Below are 18,733 nucleotides of genomic sequence, written 5' to 3'. Positions count from 1 at the left end.
TTTCCCCATGTGAGAGTAGGTCATCGTCAAGATTGAATTTCAGAACCCCGTTTGCGAAAGCAGATGGGGTTTTGTTTTTGGGCGCGGAAAAGACCCCACCCGTAGCGCTGCTCAATCAAGATGGTTCTTCGCTTCTACGTCACGCAACAGCCCATCCCAGCGTCGACAATTGCCAATTGACCTCAGTGATAACGCGCCAATCACCGGGTTGTTGCTTAACAAAAGATAACGTCATGTCGATTGTCATACGTTTCCAAAGCTGGATAGGATAGGGTCGCTTCGGTGGCACGTCGCGCGCAGGCTAGAGCGCTTGCAGCAGCTGCACGGACCTACAGGAGAATCTAATAACAATAAAGGAAGGGAAAACTCCATGCGTGAGCCAGTCAATCGGCGCGCTCCGTCTACGGTCATTCAGGGCAATGACGGTTTCCGGGTAATCCATACGGGCAAGCCTCTTAACGCTGTTCTGTCGTTGTTCATGTGCATGACCTTTTGCAGCGCTGTATCGGCTGCGCAAAGCACGCCAGTCGATACCCCCGCCAATGCTGGCAACGCCGCTGTTTTCGCGCTGGAGTCTGCCAAGGCTTCCCGGAGTTTACTGCTGGATGTGAGTTACACTGGCAAACGCCTTGTGGTCGTAGGCGACCGCGGCCACATTCTCTATTCCGACGATCAGGGCAAAACCTGGACTCAGGCCAAGGTGCCGAGCCGTCAACTGCTCACAGCGGTCTATTTTGTTGATGACCAGCATGGCTGGGCGGTGGGACATGATGCGCAGATCCTTGCCAGTAGCGATGGCGGATCGACCTGGATCAAGCAGTTCGAAGACCTCAAGCGCGAGGCGCCGCTACTGGATGTCTGGTTCAAGGACCTGTCCACCGGGATTGCCGTTGGAGCCTACGGCGCGCTACTGGAAACCACCGATGGAGGCCAGCATTGGCAAGACATCGGCGACCGCCTGAATAACGAAGACCAATACCACCTCAACGGCATCGCCTATGTGAAGGATGCGGGGCTGTTCATTGTCGGTGAAATGGGCAGCATGTTCCGCTCCACCGACGACGGTCAGACCTGGGAAAAACTCGAAGGCCCCTATCAAGGCTCGTTGTTCGGCGCTCTCGGAACAGGGCAGGCCTACACGCTGCTGGCCTATGGTCTGCGCGGCAATCTGTTCCGTTCCATCGATTTTGGCAGTCATTGGGAGCCTATCGCGCTTCAAGGTGAACGTGGACCGTTGGAGTTCAGCATCGCCAATGCCGCGCTGTTGCCGGACAGCTCGATCGTGTTGGTGGGCAACGGCGGCAGTGTGATTCGCAGCACCGACGATGGTGAGACCTTCACTGTCGCCAACCGCTCCGATCGCCTCTCGCTGGCCGGAGTGGCCGAAGACGACACGGGCAATCTGATTCTGGTAGGACAGGGCGGCGTTCACGTCACCTCGCCAACGGGCGCTGATGTCGCTCAACAATAAGAACGGACCAGGCGAGGACGCTTTCCCTATGACCAACTTTCAGCCCCATCACGAGAAACCGACACTGCTCGAGCGATTGATCTTCAACAATCGCCCGACCGTGATTGGCATTTGCCTGCTGGTCAGTATTTTTCTGTTCTGGCAGGCCACGCTCGTTCGGCCTTCCACCAGCTTCGAAAAGATGATTCCGCTGAGTCACCCTTTCATTCAGAACATGATGGAGCACCGCAACGACCTGGCGAACCTGGGCAATACCGTGCGAATTTCGGTGGAAGCCAAACAGGGCGATATCTTCTCCAAGGAGTACATGGAGACCCTTCGTCAAATCAACGACGAAGTGTTCTATATCTCGGGCGTGGACCGCTCTGGGCTCAAGTCGCTGTGGAGTCCAAGCGTCCGCTGGACCGAGGTAACAGAAGAGGGCTTTGCCGGCGGTGAGGTCATTCCGCAAAGCTACGACGGTTCCCCGCAAAGCCTGGACATGCTGCGCAACAACGTCCTTAAGTCCGGCCAGGTCGGCCGACTGGTGGCCAACAACTTCAAATCCAGCATCGTCGACGTACCCCTGCAAGAGTTCTACCCCGACCCCGTCGACCAGAGCAAACTGCTGCCTCTGGATTACCGGCAGTTCTCCCACCAACTGGAAGAAAAGATTCGCAGCAAGTACGAAGCACAGAACCCCAACGTCGAGATTCACATCGTTGGCTTTGCCAAAAAGGTCGGCGACCTGATCGATGGCCTGATCATGGTGGTGATGTTCTTCGGCGTCGCGTTCCTGATCACCCTGGTCCTGTTGATGTGGTTCACCCGTTGCGCACGTAGCACGGTGGCCGTTTTGAGCACCACGCTGATCGCGGTGATCTGGCAGCTGGGTCTGATGCACGTGGTGGGCTTTGGTCTGGATCCCTACTCAATGCTTGTGCCGTTCCTGATCTTCGCCATCGGCATTTCCCACGGCGTACAGAAGATCAATGGCATCGCCTTGCAATCCAGTGATGCCGATAATGCGCTGACCGCCGCCAGACGCACATTCCGTCAGTTGTTCCTGCCGGGGATGATCGCGATCCTCGCCGATGCCGTGGGCTTTATCACGCTGCTGATCATCGATATCGGCGTGATCCGCGAACTGGCGATTGGTGCTTCAATCGGCGTTGCGGTGATCGTGTTCACCAACCTGATTCTGCTGCCAGTCGCGATTTCCTACGTGGGCATCAGCAAAAGGGCAGTGGTGCGCAGTAAAGAGGATGCGGTGCGCGAGCATCCGTTCTGGCGTCTGCTGTCGAATTTTGCGGCGCCAAAAGTCGCGCGTGTTTCCGTGATACTGGCCTTGCTCGCGCTCGCAGGCGGCCTTTGGTATGGCCACAACCTGAAAATTGGTGACCTCGATCAAGGTGCGCCGGAGCTGCGTCCCGATTCGCGCTACAACCAGGACAACAACTTCATCATCAACAACTACTCCACCAGCTCCGATGTGCTGGTGGTGATGGTCAAGACGCCTCCGGAAGGATGCTCGGCCTATCAGACGCTTTCAGCAATCAACGAGTTGTCGTGGAAGATGGAGAACACGCCGGGCGTGCAGTCGGCGCTCTCGCTGGTCACGGTTTCCAAGCAAGTGATCAAGGGCATGAACGAGGGCAACCTGAAATGGGAATCGCTGTCGCGCAACAAGGATGTGCTCAACAGCTCGATATCCCGCGCAGACGGGCTGTACAACAATACCTGCTCGCTGGCGCCCTTGTTGATCTTCCTCAACGATCACAAGGCTGAAACCCTGGACCGCGCCGTCCATGCGGTGCAGGACTTCGCCAAGGCCAATGACAGGGAAGACCTGGAATTTCTGCTGGCTGCGGGCAACGCCGGGATCGAGGCGGCCACCAACGAGGTGATCAAACAGGCCGAGCTGACCATCCTGATTCTGGTTTACCTCTGCGTTGCCGTGATGTGCATGATCACCTTCCGTTCGTGGGCCGCGACGCTGTGCATCGTACTGCCGCTGGTGTTGACCTCGGTGCTGGGTAACGCGTTGATGGCGTTCATGGGCATCGGCGTGAAGGTCGCGACGCTACCGGTGGTGGCGTTGGGTGTGGGGATTGGTGTGGATTACGGCATCTACATCTACAGCCGTCTGGAAAGCTTTCTGCGTGCTGGTCTGCCGCTGCAAGAGGCGTATTATCAGACGCTGAAATCCACGGGTAAGGCCGTATTGTTCACCGGTTTGTGTCTGGCAATCGGCGTGTGCACCTGGATCTTCTCGGCCATCAAGTTCCAGGCGGATATGGGGTTGATGCTGACCTTCATGCTGCTCTGGAACATGTTCGGCGCGCTGTGGCTGCTCCCGGCCCTGGCGCGCTTCCTGATCAAGCCGGAGAAGATGGCGGGCAAGGTGGGCAATTCGCTGTTCTCCCATTGATTACCGTTTGAAACAAAAAACCGCAGCCTGTTGAAGGGCTGCGGTTTTTCTTCAGGCTGACCGCCCACTCGTAGGGGACGTCGAGTGACGGCAGCGATGCGGTCGATCAGACCACCCATCTACATCTGACATACCGCGCTCTGCCGTCATAACCTCTGTCGCTCCCACGGGGCTATGCCGCTCACTCAGTTATAAACGAAGAACCCCCTCCCGCTCTTACGTCCCAGGTACCCCGCGGCAACCATTTCCTTGAGCAGCGGAGCAGGGCGATATTTGCTGTCGTTGAAACCTTCGTGGAACGCTTCAACGATCGCCAGCAGCGTATCCAGACCGATCAGGTCGGCGAGCGCCAACGGGCCGATCGGCTGATTGCAACCCAAACGCATGCCGTCGTCGATGTCCTGCGCGGTGGCCAGGCCTTCCTGCAGCACCAGAATCGCTTCGTTGATCATCGGCACCAGAATGCGGTTGACCACGAAGCCGGGACGGTTGCCCGCCGTAATGGCAGTCTTGTTCAGCCGATCGGCCAACTTGATCGCCACCAGGTGTGTTTCATCGGCCGTTTGCAGGCCGCGTATGACCTCGATCAGGCCCATCATCGGCACCGGGTTGAAGAAGTGCAGGCCGATGAAGCGCTCCGGGCTGTTCACACTCGCCGCCAGTTGTGTAATGGACAGCGATGAAGTGTTGGAAGCGATCACACAATCCGCGCCCACATTGTTGGCGATCTCCTTGAGCAGGCGCAGCTTGAGGCCGAGGTTCTCGGTGGCGGCTTCGATCACCACCTGCGGTTCATTCAGTTGCGCATAGTCGGTGATGCAGCGGATCCGCCCCAACGCAGCCTCGGCCAGATCAACGGTCAGCGTCTGTTTGTTCACCTGGCGTTCGAGGTTCTTGCGCACGGTCGCCAGGCCTCGTTGCAGCGCGGCATCGTTGATGTCCAGCAGCGTGACGTCGAACCCGGCAATCGCGCACACCTGCGCAATACCGTTGCCCATCGTGCCCGCGCCGATCACGGCAATGTGGTGCATGGTCATGGAAAGCTCTCCCTTCACACGCGTTCGAAAATGACGGCGATACCCTGGCCGCCGCCGATGCACATCGTGACCAGCGCATAACGACCGCCGATGCGGTGCAGCTCATGAATGGCCTTGGTGGCGATGATCGCCCCGGTGGCGCCTACCGGGTGGCCCAGGGAAATGCCGGAACCGTTAGGATTGACCTTCTCCGGATCGAAGCCCAGTTCACGAGCGACGGCGCAGGCCTGAGCGGCGAAAGCCTCGTTGGACTCGATTACGTCCAGATCAGCCACCGTCAGCCCAGCACGCTCCAACACCTTGCGGCTCGCCGGGATCGGGCCCAGACCCATCATCGAAGGCTCGACTCCGGCGTGCGCGTAGGCCACCAGACGCGCCATCGGTTTGAGGCCGTGTTCGCGCACCATGTCGCCATTGGCCATTACCAGCGCAGCGGCGCCGTCGTTCAGGCCAGAGGCGTTGCCCGCCGTGACCGTGCCGTCCTTCTTGAACGCGGTCTTCATCTTTTCCAGCTGTTCAACGGTGACGTCGCCGCGCACGTGTTCATCCTGCGCGAAGGTCACGGTGCCTTTGCGGGTAGTGATTTCGATCGGCACGATCTGCGCTTCGAAGCGCCCTTCAGCGATGGCGCGGGCCGCGCGTTGCTGGCTGGTCAGGGCCAGAGCATCCTGGTCGGCGCGGGTGATGCCGTAATTCTCGGCGATGTTTTCGGCAGTGATGCCCATGTGAATATTGGCGAACGGGTCATGCAGCGCACCGAGCATGTAGTCGTAGGCTTGCACGTCACCCATACGCGCGCCCCAGCGGGCCTGCGGCATGATGTAGGCGCCCCGGCTCATGGATTCGGCGCCACCGGCCAGCACGGCCTTGGCGTCGCCCAGCAGCAGCGACTGCGCGGCGGAGACGATGGCCTGCAGGCCCGAACCACAGAGGCGATTGACGTTCATCGCCGGGGTTTCCTTGGTCAGCCCGGCTTCTAGGGCAATGACGCGGGACAGGTACGCATCGCGCACTTCGGTCGGAATCACATGACCCATGACCACATGCCCAATGTGCTCGGCGGCCAGGCCCGACTGGGACAGCGCAGCGCGACTGACCTGGGTGCCCAACTCGATGGGCGAGACGTCCTTGAGCGAGCCGCCGAATCCACCGATGGCGGTACGCAGTGCGCTGACGACGAAAACTTCGGTATTGCTCATGTCGACTCCTCAAACCTGTTGAATTTATTCTGGGCGGCACCGACAAGCGGCATTTCGGCCAGGTGCTGTCTGGCGGCAAGTCTAGATCGGCATCCGCGGCGGGCCTATGCCAAAACTGTCCAGATCGGCTGGCGTTCTTTACCATCAGCGCCGTGGCTCATAACGACAAAAGGAAACGCGGCTCATGCGGGAAAAGGATTCGGTGTCCATCTACTTCGTCCAACTGGTGGTGCATGCCCTGCGCGACCAGCCCTTGCGCCTGCAATCGGTGCTGGAAGGGGCGGGGATCGACATGGCGCTGCTCAACGACCCGGCCGCACGCGTGCCTGCCAGCGCGTTCGCCGCCCTGTGGCTGATTCAGATCAAGGAGTTGGATGATGAGTTCTTCGCTCTGGATTCCCATGGCATGCCGCTTGGCAGCTTTGCGTTGATTTGTCGAGGCTTGATCCAGGAACCCAATCTGGAAAAAGCCCTGCGCCAGTGCCTGGCCAATTTCGCGCTGTTTTTGCGCGACTTTCGCGGCAGCCTGATCGTGCGCGGTCAGCGGGCGATCGTCGCCGTGGACAACTACGCGAGCGATCCGATCAAGCGTCGATTCGGTGAAGAGACGTTTCTGCTGCTGATGATCAGCCTGTTGTGCTGGCTGGGCGGGCGCCGCATTACCATCGATCGTGCGCATTTTCGCCATACCCGCGAGCGCCTCAGCGACGATTCGCTGTTATGGGGGTTCAACCTGAGTTTCGGCCAGGCGCGCACGGAGGTCGAATTCTCCAGCCATTACCTGCGTCTGCCAGTGGTGCAGTCGCTGCCGTCGCTCAAATCGTTCCTGCGCACGGCGCCGCAATGGCTGGTGATTCGCTTCCGCAACCAGCGTGGCCTGGCGGCGCAGGTCTACCAGCGCCTGCGCAGCAGTCATTACGGGCACTGGCCGACCCTGCTGGAAATGGCCGTCGAACTGAAACTCAGCCCCACCACCTTCCGGCGTCGACTGGAGCGTGAGGGGTGTGCGTTTCAGGGCATCAAGGATGAAGTGCGGCGCGGCATCGCCCAGCAAAAGCTGCGTGAAACCGACATGAGCGTCGTCGAGATCGCCGCGCTGGTGGGCTTCCAGGAGCCCAGCGCGTTTCATCGAGCGTTCAAGAAGTGGACGGGGGAAAGTCCGGGTGGCTATCGGGCGCGTTCCAATGAAGCGGAGCATAGATAACTTGCTTGATATTCCGAACGCCCGAAGCTTATTTTGTACGCCTCGCCGCATCGCGGCCTGCCTGATAAAAAGGATTTGAGTCATGTTGAGCGATGGCCACATTTCACTCGCGCAGCGATTGATGGGCATTGATGAAATCGAATGCGTCACCCCGGACCTGAACGGCGTGCCGCGCGGCAAGGTGATGACGGCCGAGGGCTTTCTTGAGGGGCGCCGCTTGCAGCTGGCGCGGGCTGTACTGCTGCAATGCATCATGGGCGGCTACCCGGCAGCAAAATTCTACGGCAGCGACGACGGCGATCTGGCGCTGGTCGCCGATGCGCAACAGATCCATCGTCTGCCCTGGAGCGATGAGCCGCGGGCGCTGGCGATCTGTGACGCGGACGAGCTGGACGGTGAACCGTCCAATCTTTCCACTCGAGGTCAGTTGAAATCAGTCATTGCGCGCTATGCCCGACAGGGCTGGTCGCCGGTGGTCGCCACGGAGCTCGAGTTTTTCGTCTTCGCGCCCAACAGCGATCCGGCTCAGCCGTTCACGCCGCCGGTAGGGCTGGATGGTCGTCGCGAAGATGGCCAATCGGCGTTCAGTGTCAGTTCCAATAACGGTCTGCGCCCATTTTTCAGCGAGGTCTATAAAAGCATGGCCGCGCTGGGCCTGCCCCGCGATACGTTCATGCACGAGATGGGCGTGAGCCAGTTCGAGATCAACCTGCTGCATGGTGATCCGCTGCTGCTGGCCGACCAGACATTCCTGTTCAAACACATGCTCAAGGAAGTGGCGCTCAAGCACGGGCTGACCGTGGTGTGCATGGCCAAGCCGCTCGCGCACACGCCGGGCAGTTCGATGCACATTCATCAAAGCGTGGTCGACAGCACGACTGGGCAGAATATTTTCAGCGACGCCCAGGGCGAGCCGACCGCGGCCTTTCATCACTTCATTGGTGGTCAGCAGGCGGCGATGGCGGATTTCACCGCGTTATTTGCGCCCAACGTCAATTCCTACCAGCGTTTGTGTCATCCTTTCGCGTCTCCCAACAACGCCTGCTGGTCTCATGACAACCGGGCGGCTGGGTTGCGCATTCCGGCCAGTGCGCCGGTTGCCCGCCGAGTGGAAAATCGTCTGCCAGGCGCTGACGCCAACCCTTACCTGGCCATTGCCGCCAGTCTTGCGGCGGGGTTGTACGGCATCGAGCAACGGCTGCAACCGTCGGATCCGATCCAGGGCGAGTTTGCCGTGCCGGACAATCTTTCATTGCCATGTACCTTGCATGCGGCGCTGGAGCGTCTGAAACGCAGTCCGCTGGCCAAGGAACTGTTTGGTGGCGAATTCATCGAAGGCTACGTCGCGTCGAAGACCCTGGAACTGACCAGTTTCTTCAACGAAATTACCCCTTGGGAGCGCCGCGTCCTGGCTTCCCAGGCTTAGAAACCGTGGTTCGAAAACCCTTCGCAGAGGAGGGTTTTCGTTTTTGGAAAGCTGATGCGCCAAATCTGGAAATCGTTTCGAGCGCTGTATTTCGCCTCACTGATGATGTTGATCGGTTCGGGCCTTCTGAGTACTTACCTTGCCTTGCGTCTGGCTGCCGATCAGGTCGATGGCCTGTGGGTCGGTGCGCTGATGGCGGCCAACTATGTCGGTCTGGCCCTGGGCGGCAAGATCGGCCATCGGCTGATCGGCCGGGTAGGGCATATTCGCGCCTATGCGACCTGTGCCGGTATCGTCGGCGCCGCCGTGCTGGGGCATGGTCTGATCAACTACCTGCCGGCCTGGATCTTCCTGCGGATGATCGTCGGGTTGGGCATGATGTGTCAGTACATGGTCATCGAAAGCTGGCTCAACGAGCAGGCATCGCCCAAGCAGCGTGGCCTGGTGTTCAGCGGTTACATGATCGCGTCGTACATGGGCCTGGTCCTCGGTCAGCTGATTCTGGTGATCCATCCGCAGCTGGGGCCTGAGCTGCTGATGCTGGTCGCGATGTGCTTCACCCTGTGTCTGGTGCCGGTGGCGATGACCCGCAGCATTCACCCGGCGCCGATGCGTCCCGCGCCGCTGGAACCGTTGTTTTTCATGCGCCGCGTGCCGCAGTCGTTGACCACGGTGTTGAGCGCTGGGCTGATCATCGGTTCGTTCTACGGCCTGGCGCCCTTGTATGCGGCGCAGCAAGGTCTATCGACCGAACATGTCGGTCTGTTCATGGCCTGCTGCATTGGCGCGGGCCTGCTGGTGCAGGGGCCGCTGGGCAAACTGTCGGACCGCTATGATCGCGCCTGGCTGATTCGTGGCGTCGCAGGGCTGCTGGTGTTGGCCGCGTTGCCATTGGCGATCTTCCCCAATGTGCCGATGGAAGTGCTGTTTGCCGTGGGCTTCGTCGCGTCCTTGCTGCAGTTCTCGCTGTATCCGCTGGCAGTGGCGTTCTCCAACGACCACGTGGAAGGCGAGCGGCGTGTCTCGCTGACGGCCATGCTGTTGATGACCTATGGCGTTGGGGCCAGTATCGGGCCGTTGGTGTCGGGGGTGCTGATGAAGCAGTTCGGCAGCAACATGCTCTACGCCTTCGTCTGTTTTACCGCCTTGATTCTGGTGCTACGCATTCGTCCGAAAGCCGTCACCAATCTGCACCAGGTCGAGGATGCCCCGCTGCACCACATCGCGATGCCGGACAGCATGTCCAGCTCGCCTCTGGTGGTGGCACTTGACCCGCGGGTCGATGAGCAGGTGGTGCAGGATCAGATGCAGACGACGGAGCCTGAAGCAGAGCCGTCAACCGAGCCGCTGGCCGAGACCGAGCAGCCGGAGCGCGTCGTGCCTTCAGGTGAGGGCGTCGTGCGCCCGGTGGCGGTGGTGGACAGCGACGTGAGCGCCGAGCCACAGGCGGCAAGGCCCGATGTGGCCCATGATGCGTCGCGGGATGTGGGCGTGGATCGGCCGTTGTAAAACGGCAACTGTTGGCTGTTTTGAGATCAACGTGCGGGCTTTTGATTCTGAGCGCATGCCGTGGGAGCAGCTTGCTCCCACGGCATGCGGCCGAAATAGGAGCAGTCAGATTTTAAGCTGGATCCTGAATGCCTGGAACAATCAGAAATCGTCGTCTTTGTCGAAGCGGCGGGCTTCGCGCTGCAGTTGGTAGACGAAACGTTCGACCTGACGCTGCACCAGGCCACTGATGTTGTGGAAGCGCACGCCGGCAAAGGTGGTGTTGATCTTCTCTTCGAAGTACAGATGCCGCAGCTCGACTGGGGTAGTCATGGCGCCGAACGGCAGGTGAGCGATGAAACGCTCGTAGACTTGACCCAGTTGCATGCGTTCGGAGACGTCGCCCTCGAAGCGCAATTTGCAGCCGGTGGCGGAGATGTCCAGCAGTTTGCCACGCAGTGCAGACTTGAGCTTGTCGCCGCCGATTTCGATATCGACCAGGGACGCCAGCTTCAGCGCGGCGCGGAAAGCGTTGCGGCGCTGGTGGTAAACCACTTCTTCAGGCAGGGGACCACGATAGCTATGCGGCTCCTCGATGATGGTCATCTGCGCCTTGACTTCCCAGGCGATGCGCACGCCGTCGTGGAAGCCTTCGACGCGGAAGGGCTCGCCGTTTGCCAGGAATCGCTCGCCATCGCGGGGGACCATTTCGTCCAGCGAAATCTCGTTGCTGTCGCGATCTACACCGATGACATAGCTTTGGAAACGTTGGCTGCGCTCGTGAAAAGTGATGATCAGCGGATCATGGCTTTCCATCAGCAGACGCATGTTGGCGGCAATTTCCAAAGGCGTGGTCAGTACCTTCGGGGGCTGCGGAACATCTTCCGCGCTTGAGGCATTCACGGTTTATCCATCTCCAGGCAAAAAACGACAGCGTGCAGCGTCAGGCATTTTGCCATCACGGAGCACGCCTTGAAACAAGAACTTACGCCTGGCTCAACGGACGGGGTCTGGCTCTTCCCGATGTCGAGCCACGACTGTCATAGAGCGTCGGTGTATCGCCGCCGTTGAGGATTCTGAGCTGCTGGGCAGTGGTCAGTTGCTGTAACTGGATCAGGCTGCCATTGCGTTCGTTGACGACCTGGCAGTCGGCTATCAAAGCAGTCAGCCTATCGCCTGCCTCCAGCAACGCTTCACCCACAGAAGAATGTCGTGCAATTTCCTCGAGTCCTGCGCGATTGGCTGGCAGACCGAGCTCAGCCAGCAATTGGCTGCGTCTGCGCCCATGCTGTTCGAGCATGACCACCAACGCCTGTTTCTGCGCCAGGATGTGTTCCATTTCGACCATATTGCGACCATGCAGCGCCAGTGACTCGGCCTTGAGGATCTCGAGCAAGTGCTGAGTTGGCGCAATATCGTCCATGATCAGTTGAAGCAAATTAGTGTCTTGCATCGCATGCCCTGGGATTTAAGCGTCCAGAAGCCCCTGCGCATACCTGGGGCTAGCGCTGGGCTTCGAAATTAAGCAGTTTATTCGCCACGCTGTTGCTGTCGACCTTGTAACTGCCGTCGGCGACAGCCTGCTTCAACTCAGCCACACGGCTGCTGTTGACGACGGGCTGATCACGCAGCGAATCGGTGATCTTCTGCAACTGTTGAGCTTCGCTGCTCAAATGTACGGTCTCACCACTACCGCTCACGCTTTCGGAACTGCTGACCGCCGCCGCAGCGTCGGTTTTGCCGGTTTCCTTAGCGCTGGTGGCGGTACGTGACGTACTACCCACAGTAGTGGAGCTATTCAAACGACTGAAGTCGATGACCATGATTGAAAAACCTCTGGGTTCTAGGACGCTTGCCTTGGTTTCGGCCAAACCCGGAATAACTTTAGGGCCCGTGCCAAAACAGTCTTGAATTGACTTCGCATAGGGCATATGGGTTCCGAGTGTAGGAAAAGCGCAAGCGCAGCGCCAGAGGACAATCGCTTACATAGGCACCTCGACCTGACCCGGACCCACGATGTTGGCCTTGACCACGCGTTTGGAGTTCAGGTTCTTGACCCGTATCTGCTCGTTGAAGCCGCCGTCCGACAGGGCCTCGCCGGGCATGCGCACGCTCATCGAGCCGCTGCGGGCGCTGATCACGACCTGATCGCCCTTGTGGACCATTTGCGGCTGTTCCAGATGAACCGGGGTGAGGATCTGATCGATGACCGTCGGTCGGACGACTTTTTGTCCGATGGCCTGATCGACCGAATCGAGGAAACCCTGACCCAACAGCCCTACGTCGCGCTCGCGCAGGGTGACGTCGGCTTCGGAGACGATCGCGTCGCGCTTCATTGGACGTACGACCGTTACGACGTTGCGAAACAAATGTACCTGGGCGGGCACGAATACCGTCCATGGGGAGCTGCCTTCGCAGCGCAGCTTGACGGTCACCCGTCCGATGGGCTGGGCGGGGCTTTCCAGAGAGGCTGTCAAATCCTTGTCGCAATGCGGCATGCGCAGGCGAGGGTCCAGTTGTTTGACTTCGATCTCGTAGCGGCCTGCGGTCTGGCTGGTCGCTAAATAGTCTTCCACGGTGAATTCAAGAAAGCCCTGGGTGACGCCGATAAGTTGTTCAGGCAAGGTCACGTTGTCCGCACGGCTGAACCCGGCGGCACAAAGCAGACACACCGCGGCCAGCACGCAGAAAATGCTGCGGGTGGTGGAGGTCAGGCGTCGGGATACTGTCGTTTGTGTGTTCATGACAGGGTAAATAGCAAGGCCCGTGCCGCTTGCCGATGTGGCAGTGCGCAATTGGTCGTTTTGGGAGGAGTAGTGCATGGCTGGTGTTTTGGATTCAGTTAACCAGCGCACTCAACTGGTAGGGCAGAACCGCCTTGAGCTGCTGCTGTTCCGTCTGGACGGCAAGCAGTTGTATGGGATCAACGTGTTCAAGGTAAAAGAGGTGCTTCAGTGCCCGAAACTTACCCACATGCCCAAATCCAGTCCGATTGTGCGCGGAGTGGCAAATATTCGTGGCGGGACGATCCCGATCCTCGATCTGGCGATGGCAACGGGTTCGGCGGCGCTGGGCAGCGTCGACAATGCGTTCGTCATCATTACCGAATACAACACTAAGATTCAGGGCTTTCTGGTGCATTCGGTCGAACGCATCGTGAACATGAACTGGGAAGACATTCACCCGCCACCCAAGGGCACCGGTCGCGATCACTACCTCACGGCAGTGACACGTATCGATAACCAACTGGTGGAAATCATCGACGTGGAGAAGATCCTCGCCGAAGTGGCGCCGGTTTCGGAAAACATCTCCGCTGGCGTCGTGAGTGCCGAAGTGCAGCACAAGGCCATTTCATTGCGAGTGCTGACGGTCGATGACTCGTCGGTGGCACGCAAGCAGGTAACGCGCTGCCTGCAAACCGTGGGGGTAGAAGTGACGGCGTTGAATGACGGTCGTCAGGCACTCGAATTCCTGCGCAAACTGGTGGACGAGGGCAAGAAACCGGAAGAAGAGTTCCTGATGATGATCTCCGACATTGAAATGCCGGAGATGGACGGCTACACATTGACTGCCGAGATCCGCAACGATCCGCGCATGCAGAAGCTGCACATCATCTTGCATACTTCCCTGTCCGGAGTATTCAACCAGGCGATGGTGAAGAAAGTGGGTGCCGATGATTTCCTGGCCAAGTTTCGGCCGGACGATCTGGCAGCTAGAGTAGTAGATCGTATCAAGGCGGCGGATATCAGCTGAGGGGGGATTTCCCTCCTTGCTGTTCACATGATTTGAGAGGCGGCATGTCTACAGGTAATTTGGATTTTGAACAGTTCCGGGTCTTCCTGGAAAAAGCCTGTGGCATTTTGCTGGGTGAAAACAAGCAATACCTGGTCTCCAGCCGCCTGAACAAGCTGATGGAGCAGCAGGGCATCAAGTCGTTGGGTGAGTTGATTCAGCGCATCCAGAGCCAGCCACGCAGTGGTTTGCGCGAGCAGGTTGTGGACGCCATGACGACCAACGAGACGTTGTGGTTTCGTGATACCTATCCGTTTGAGGTACTCAAGAGCAAGGTGTTGCCGGAGCGGATCAAGGCCAGTCCCGGTCTGCGCCCGCGGATCTGGTCGGCGGCCTGTTCCTCGGGGCAGGAGCCGTATTCGTTGTCGATGTCGATCGATGAATTCGAGCGCAGTAACCCGGGGCAGCTGAAGGCCGGGGCGCAGATCGTGGCGACGGATTTGTCGGGCAGTATGTTGAATAACTGCAAGACCGGTGAGTACGACAGTCTGGCCATTGGTCGTGGTCTGTCGCCGGATCGGTTGCAGCGTTATTTCGATCAGAAGACGCCGGGGCGCTGGACGGTGAAGACGCCGATCAAGAACCGGGTCGAGTTTCGCTCGTTCAACCTGCTGGACAGTTATGCGGCGTTGGGCAAGTTCGATATCGTGTTTTGCCGCAATGTGCTGATTTACTTTTCGGCTGAGGTGAAGAAGGACATCCTGTTGCGCATTCACGCCACGCTCAAGCCTGGGGGCTATTTGTTCCTGGGGGCGTCGGAGGCGTTGAACGGTTTGCCGGATCATTATCAGATGGTGCAGTGCAGTCCTGGGATCATCTATCAGGCGAAATAAAGGGCAAGAGAAGCACCTGTTGTTCCCTTAAAGCCAGTACATCTTCCTGGTCGATCACGCAGGCGACCCAGGTACGGTGTTGCGCCTGGACCTTTACCTGCGGGCCATCCGCACGGCCACCAAAGTCAAGCGGGTTGCGCTTACGCCAGATGCGCCGTACCAGGGCGCAAAAAAACCGCCGTAGCCCTTGCAGGCGACGGCGGCTTGAAGTGCATGCGTAGCCAGTCAGAGTTTATTGAACAGGCTCAGTTGCGAGATGCGGCTGAACGCCAGTTGCGAAGCCTCAAGCATGGTCTGTTGCAGAGTCAGCTTGACGCTCGCCTCTGCAACGTCGGTGCTGCCGATGGACGACTGAGTCGCGGCATTGGTCAGAGCCAGGCTGCTGTTTTCGGAAGTCTGAATGTCCAGGGCATTACCCCGTGCACCGATAGAGCCGCGGGTGAGGTCGATACGGCTGGCGGCCGAGTCCAGGTTGCCGACGGCGGAGGCCACGGCGTCCTGCACCTTTTGAGCCCCGGCACTGTCGCCGCTGATCGGCGTGGCAAGCGCCTGGCGCAGTTGGCTCAGGGTATTGAGCACGTTCTGGGTTTGGTGCGCGTCGGCATTGACCGAGAACTGGTCGCCGGTTTGTGGGGTGCCAGACACGTCGAAGGTGACACCCGCTGCCGTTATCGTGGAACCGCCACTCAGGGAACCGCTGGCGATAGCCTTGCTTGAGGTCGTTACCGGCGAGGCATACACCTCGTAATCGGTGGCGCTGGTGAACTTGATCACCGCCCCACTATTGGGGAAGGTGCTGTTGTAGGCCGTTTCATCGGTGACCGACGCCGAGGTGATCTGCGCCGCCGAGGTGTTGCTCGACACACGAGACGTGCTGATGCTGTCGGTCTTGCTGTCCAGCGTATAGCTATGGCCGGCCAGGAGGCTGTCCAGGTCGGCGTCGGCATCGCCGTCCAGGGTCGTCACGCTGGCCTTGAAGTCCACACCGCGCAAGCTGATGGTGCTGCCCGACGCATCCGTGGCATCGTAGCTGCCCTTGCCGCTGCTTTCGGCCGTGACATCGTCGCCCTTGCTGTTGGTAATGGTGTATTCGGTGGCGCTTGTAAAGGTCAGCGTATACGGCTCGTCTGCCTTGAAACTGCTGTTGTAAGTGGTCTGCGAGGTCATCGAACCGGACGTGAGCGTCATGCGGCCGTCGTCGTTCACTGACGAGGCCGAGGTCGCCGTGGTGCGCGCGATGTTGCTGGCCTGCTCGAACACGCTGTAGCCGGTGTCGTTGGTGGCCATGCTGAGGATATCGGACACCTGCAGGCTCAACTGGGTCTCGTCTCCCTGATAGCTGTAGGAGCCATCGGCATTTTTCACGTAGGGCTGTACATTGGTCTTGGAGCCGCTGAACAAGTAGTTGCCGTTTGCATCTTTGCTGTTGAGCAGGCCGTAGACGGTGTTCTCGATATCACCCAGCTGGCTGGCGATGGAGGCACGGTCATCGTCGGTCAGGCCGCCGTTGCCAGCCTGCAGGGTCAGCTCGCGCGCGCTTTGCACGGCATCGGAGATGCTCGACAGCACCGTTTCCTCGTTGTTGAGCGAGTTGTTGATAGTGGTGGTGTTGCTGGTGTACTGGGTCAGCCGGGAGCTCTGCTGCTGCAGCTGCAGTAGTTTGGCCGCGCCAATCGGATCATCTGCTGCCGTCTGTATCCGCGAGCCGGAGCTGATCTCGGTCTGAGTCTTGGTGATGTCTGAATAGTTTTTCGAATAGCCCGTCAGGCTGTTGGCGAAATACTGGCCAGTGGAAATGCGCATGGGCTTCTCCTCCTTTACAAGCTGTTGATCAGAGTCTGAAAGATGTCCTGCGCGGTCTTGATGATCTGCGAGGAGGCTGTGTAGTACTGCTGAAACTTAACCAGGTTGGCCGCTTCCTCATCCAGGTTGACCCCCGAAACCGAGTCGCGCGAGTTGGTAGCCGACGTCAGCACGGCTGCCGTAGCGGTGCTGTCGACTGAGGCCTGACTGGCCATGGCACCCACGCCCTCCACCAGCGAGGCGTAAGCACTGGTTACGCTGTTACCGCTATTGGTAGACGTGACACCCACGGTATTGGCGGTCTGCAGGGCCAGCAGGCTGCTGGCGTTGCGATTGTCACTGCTGCCGCTGCTATTGAACGCCACGGTGTAGCTGTCCCCAGAGGCCGGCGAACCACTGACAGTGGTCGAGAAGCTCATGCTCATTGCATTGCCGTCGGCGTCCAGCAGTGCATTGCCACTGCTGTCGAGCAGCGGCACGCTGACGCTCAGGTCGTTGTTCTGGCCAGGGACGATGCTGCCGGTGCCCAGGCTGTTGCCGGAGGCGTCATACACCGTGTAAGCCTGTGCACCGCCACTGGCGGCGTCGAACACCAGCTTGACTGGCATCGCGGTCTTGATTGCCGCTTGTTGCGCGGATGTCGCGCTGCCGCCGTAGATGTCCAGACTGGTCGTCAGAGTGGGCTGGGTGATGGCGCCCGTACCGGAATTACCAGAATTGCTGGTGCCGCTCAGTGCTCCCGCCATGGCCAGTTGCGTGGCATCGGTCATCACCGTAGAGATATTACTGGCGCCACTACGAGTGGGCGTGACCTTGAACTTGTCTCCGGCCGCCACGGTGCTTGTGGTGTCCATCGAAAGGGTAAAGCCATCGATGACCGGTGCCGGGTCATCGCTCAGGCTATGGCTGCCCATGTCGGTACCGTCAGAGCGGGTGACGGTGTAATCGGTGGCGCTGGTAAAGGTCACCTGGTAGTCGTAGCTGCTCAGCGCACTGCTATCGGTGATGGTCACGCCCAGGTTGCCGGACGTAGAAGCGTTGGTGGAGGCGGCAATACTGCGCTGGCTGATTGCCGTGGCGCTGTTGATGCTGGAGAACAGCGAAGAGCCGAAGTTGCCGTTGGCGTCTACGCCCTGTCCCAGTTGGCTGTTGATGGTATCGCTGACCACCATGGCCATGCGGCCCAGCGCGTTGACCGCCGGGTTGAGCACGTCGTCACGGTAGCGCAGGATGCCGCCGATTTCGCCACCCGATACCACGCTGGTGACGTCGGCGCTGTAGCTGGAGTAGTTGACCGTCAAGCTGTATTGGCTGGGATCGGTACTGCTCGGCTGAGCGGTTAGGGTATTGGAAGTGTTACCCGAAACCAGCGCCTGGCCGGTACCCAGATATACGTCGTAGCTGGTGCCATTGCTGCTGGTCTGCACGGTGACACCGACCAGTTCGTTCAGCTGACGCACGGCTTCGTCACGGGCATCGAGCAGGCTGGTGGGCGAACCGTTGGCCGACAGCGTGGTGATTTGCTTGTTGAGCGAGGCAATCGATGTCGTCAGTTGGTTGACCTGGCCAGTGAGAGTTGTCAACTGGCTGTTGATACTGGTGTTCTGTTGGGTCAACTGTTGCGAGATCGAGTTGAAACGGTTGCTCAGGCTCGAGGCCGAGGTCAGGGCAAGCTGCCGCGCCGAAGTGTCGTTCGGGGTAGAAGACAAGGTTTGCAATGACGCGTAGAAGCTGGACAGCACCGAGGTAATCCCGGTGGAGCTGTCGGACAGCAGCGAGTCGAGGGTCGAGATCTGGGTCGCATAGGACTGGCTCGAAGAGTCCAGCGCGGTGGAGCTGTTGACCTGATTCTGCAGGTACTGGTTGTAGATGCGCCGCACATCGGACAGGGTGGTGCCCGTTCCGACGTAACCCGCCCCACCGATGCTTTGCAGCGCGCCGGCGGTGTTCACCGTGGACTGCCGCGAGTAGCCCGCGGTATCAGCATTACTGATGTTGTTACTGGTCGTGGTGAGCGCGGTCTGAGTGGCCGACAGTCCGGATAGCCCGATGGAGATCAGATTCGACATG

The 18,733-nt window shown here is 59.3% G+C and carries 15 protein-coding genes; 7 read left to right on the top strand and 8 right to left on the bottom strand.

The annotated features are described in order from the left end of the window. Nucleotides 1-484 precede the first annotated feature (484 nt). Nucleotides 485-1,471, top strand: coding sequence for a WD40/YVTN/BNR-like repeat-containing protein (locus tag CE491_RS08835; protein WP_234407549.1), 987 nt, complete (start codon nucleotides 485-487; stop codon nucleotides 1,469-1,471). Between the two features lie 28 nt (nucleotides 1,472-1,499). Next, nucleotides 1,500-3,881: an efflux RND transporter permease subunit gene (locus tag CE491_RS08830; RefSeq protein WP_110947969.1), complete on the top strand. Its 2,382-nt coding sequence runs from the start codon at nucleotides 1,500-1,502 to the stop codon at nucleotides 3,879-3,881. Nucleotides 3,882-4,066: 185 nt separating this feature from the next. Here the strand turns inward: CE491_RS08830 and CE491_RS08825 are convergent, their stop codons facing one another. Then, complete coding sequence (locus CE491_RS08825; RefSeq protein ID WP_110947968.1) at nucleotides 4,067-4,918, bottom strand: 3-hydroxybutyryl-CoA dehydrogenase; 852 nt, start codon at nucleotides 4,916-4,918, stop codon at nucleotides 4,067-4,069. 14 nt (nucleotides 4,919-4,932) lie between these two features. Continuing rightward, complete coding sequence (locus tag CE491_RS08820) at nucleotides 4,933-6,117, bottom strand: acetyl-CoA C-acyltransferase family protein (RefSeq protein ID WP_110947967.1); 1,185 nt, start codon at nucleotides 6,115-6,117, stop codon at nucleotides 4,933-4,935. Nucleotides 6,118-6,301: 184 nt separating this feature from the next. Between CE491_RS08820 and CE491_RS08815 the strand changes: the two genes are divergently transcribed. The 3 genes from CE491_RS08815 to CE491_RS08805 all read left to right on the top strand — a co-directional run bounded on the left by CE491_RS08815 (nucleotide 6,302) and on the right by CE491_RS08805 (nucleotide 10,256). Then, nucleotides 6,302-7,321, top strand: coding sequence for an AraC family transcriptional regulator (locus CE491_RS08815; RefSeq protein WP_110947966.1), 1,020 nt, complete (start codon nucleotides 6,302-6,304; stop codon nucleotides 7,319-7,321). 184 nt (nucleotides 7,322-7,505) lie between these two features. Then, nucleotides 7,506-8,747 carry a glutamine synthetase family protein gene (locus tag CE491_RS08810; protein ID WP_199885035.1) on the top strand — a complete coding sequence of 414 codons (1,242 nt, stop codon included), beginning with the start codon at nucleotides 7,506-7,508 and terminating at the stop codon, nucleotides 8,745-8,747. 54 nt (nucleotides 8,748-8,801) lie between these two features. Further along, the gene (locus tag CE491_RS08805) at nucleotides 8,802-10,256 is read left to right on the top strand and encodes an MFS transporter (RefSeq protein WP_110947964.1); all 1,455 of its coding nucleotides are present in this window, start codon (nucleotides 8,802-8,804) and stop codon (nucleotides 10,254-10,256) included. Between the two features lie 141 nt (nucleotides 10,257-10,397). Here CE491_RS08805 and CE491_RS08800 read toward each other — a convergent pair whose 3' ends face one another. From CE491_RS08800 to flgA, 4 genes are all read right to left on the bottom strand, one after another. Then, nucleotides 10,398-11,138 (bottom strand): flagellar brake protein, encoded by a 741-nt coding sequence (locus CE491_RS08800; RefSeq protein ID WP_110947963.1) that lies wholly within the window; start codon nucleotides 11,136-11,138, stop codon nucleotides 10,398-10,400. Nucleotides 11,139-11,220: 82 nt separating this feature from the next. Beyond that, nucleotides 11,221-11,688 (bottom strand): flagella synthesis protein FlgN, encoded by a 468-nt coding sequence (locus CE491_RS08795; RefSeq protein WP_110947962.1) that lies wholly within the window; start codon nucleotides 11,686-11,688, stop codon nucleotides 11,221-11,223. A gap of 49 nt (nucleotides 11,689-11,737) precedes the next feature. Further along, nucleotides 11,738-12,058 (bottom strand): flagellar biosynthesis anti-sigma factor FlgM, encoded by a 321-nt coding sequence (flgM, locus tag CE491_RS08790; protein ID WP_110947961.1) that lies wholly within the window; start codon nucleotides 12,056-12,058, stop codon nucleotides 11,738-11,740. A gap of 159 nt (nucleotides 12,059-12,217) precedes the next feature. After that, nucleotides 12,218-12,979 (bottom strand): flagellar basal body P-ring formation chaperone FlgA, encoded by a 762-nt coding sequence (flgA, locus tag CE491_RS08785; protein WP_110947975.1) that lies wholly within the window; start codon nucleotides 12,977-12,979, stop codon nucleotides 12,218-12,220. 76 nt (nucleotides 12,980-13,055) lie between these two features. On the opposite strand from flgA, the gene CE491_RS08780 reads away from it, so the two are divergent. After that, nucleotides 13,056-13,988, top strand: a complete 933-nt coding sequence (locus CE491_RS08780) for a chemotaxis protein CheV (protein ID WP_110947960.1) — start codon at nucleotides 13,056-13,058, stop codon at nucleotides 13,986-13,988. A gap of 44 nt (nucleotides 13,989-14,032) precedes the next feature. Then, nucleotides 14,033-14,860 carry a protein-glutamate O-methyltransferase CheR gene (gene cheR, locus CE491_RS08775; RefSeq protein ID WP_110947959.1) on the top strand — a complete coding sequence of 276 codons (828 nt, stop codon included), beginning with the start codon at nucleotides 14,033-14,035 and terminating at the stop codon, nucleotides 14,858-14,860. A 225-nt stretch (nucleotides 14,861-15,085) separates the two neighbouring features. On the opposite strand, the gene CE491_RS08770 is transcribed toward cheR, so the two are convergent. Together CE491_RS08770 and flgK are read right to left on the bottom strand one after the other, a co-directional pair. Next, nucleotides 15,086-16,663, bottom strand: a complete 1,578-nt coding sequence (locus CE491_RS08770) for a flagellar hook-associated protein 3 (RefSeq protein ID WP_110947958.1) — start codon at nucleotides 16,661-16,663, stop codon at nucleotides 15,086-15,088. A gap of 14 nt (nucleotides 16,664-16,677) precedes the next feature. Further along, nucleotides 16,678-18,732, bottom strand: a complete 2,055-nt coding sequence (gene flgK, locus CE491_RS08765; protein ID WP_110947957.1) for a flagellar hook-associated protein FlgK — start codon at nucleotides 18,730-18,732, stop codon at nucleotides 16,678-16,680. Nucleotide 18,733 lies beyond the last annotated feature (1 nt).

Source organism: Pseudomonas bohemica (assembly GCF_002934685.1).
GTDB lineage: Bacteria > Pseudomonadota > Gammaproteobacteria > Pseudomonadales > Pseudomonadaceae > Aquipseudomonas > Aquipseudomonas bohemica.
Note: the sequence above shows the minus strand (reverse complement) of the source record. Positions and strands in the feature narration are given on the sequence as shown.

Excerpts from the sequence above, each read along its gene's own strand:
- CE491_RS08830 (WP_110947969.1), top strand. The coding sequence starts at position 1,500 with ATGACCAACTTTCAGCCCCATCACGAGAAACCGACACTGCTCGAGCGA.
- CE491_RS08810 (WP_199885035.1), top strand. The coding sequence starts at position 7,506 with ATGACGGCCGAGGGCTTTCTTGAGGGGCGCCGCTTGCAGCTGGCGCGG.
- flgK (WP_110947957.1), bottom strand. The coding sequence starts at position 18,732 with ATGTCGAATCTGATCTCCATCGGGCTATCCGGACTGTCGGCCACTCAG.
- flgM (WP_110947961.1), bottom strand. The coding sequence starts at position 12,058 with ATGGTCATCGACTTCAGTCGTTTGAATAGCTCCACTACTGTGGGTAGT.
- CE491_RS08770 (WP_110947958.1), bottom strand. The coding sequence starts at position 16,663 with ATGCGCATTTCCACTGGCCAGTATTTCGCCAACAGCCTGACGGGCTAT.
- CE491_RS08805 (WP_110947964.1), top strand. The coding sequence starts at position 8,802 with ATGCGCCAAATCTGGAAATCGTTTCGAGCGCTGTATTTCGCCTCACTG.
- CE491_RS08835 (WP_234407549.1), top strand. The coding sequence starts at position 485 with ATGACCTTTTGCAGCGCTGTATCGGCTGCGCAAAGCACGCCAGTCGAT.
- CE491_RS08825 (WP_110947968.1), bottom strand. The coding sequence starts at position 4,918 with ATGACCATGCACCACATTGCCGTGATCGGCGCGGGCACGATGGGCAAC.
- cheR (WP_110947959.1), top strand. The coding sequence starts at position 14,033 with ATGTCTACAGGTAATTTGGATTTTGAACAGTTCCGGGTCTTCCTGGAA.
- CE491_RS08780 (WP_110947960.1), top strand. The coding sequence starts at position 13,056 with ATGGCTGGTGTTTTGGATTCAGTTAACCAGCGCACTCAACTGGTAGGG.
- CE491_RS08820 (WP_110947967.1), bottom strand. The coding sequence starts at position 6,117 with ATGAGCAATACCGAAGTTTTCGTCGTCAGCGCACTGCGTACCGCCATC.
- flgA (WP_110947975.1), bottom strand. The coding sequence starts at position 12,979 with ATGAACACACAAACGACAGTATCCCGACGCCTGACCTCCACCACCCGC.
- CE491_RS08815 (WP_110947966.1), top strand. The coding sequence starts at position 6,302 with ATGCGGGAAAAGGATTCGGTGTCCATCTACTTCGTCCAACTGGTGGTG.
- CE491_RS08795 (WP_110947962.1), bottom strand. The coding sequence starts at position 11,688 with ATGCAAGACACTAATTTGCTTCAACTGATCATGGACGATATTGCGCCA.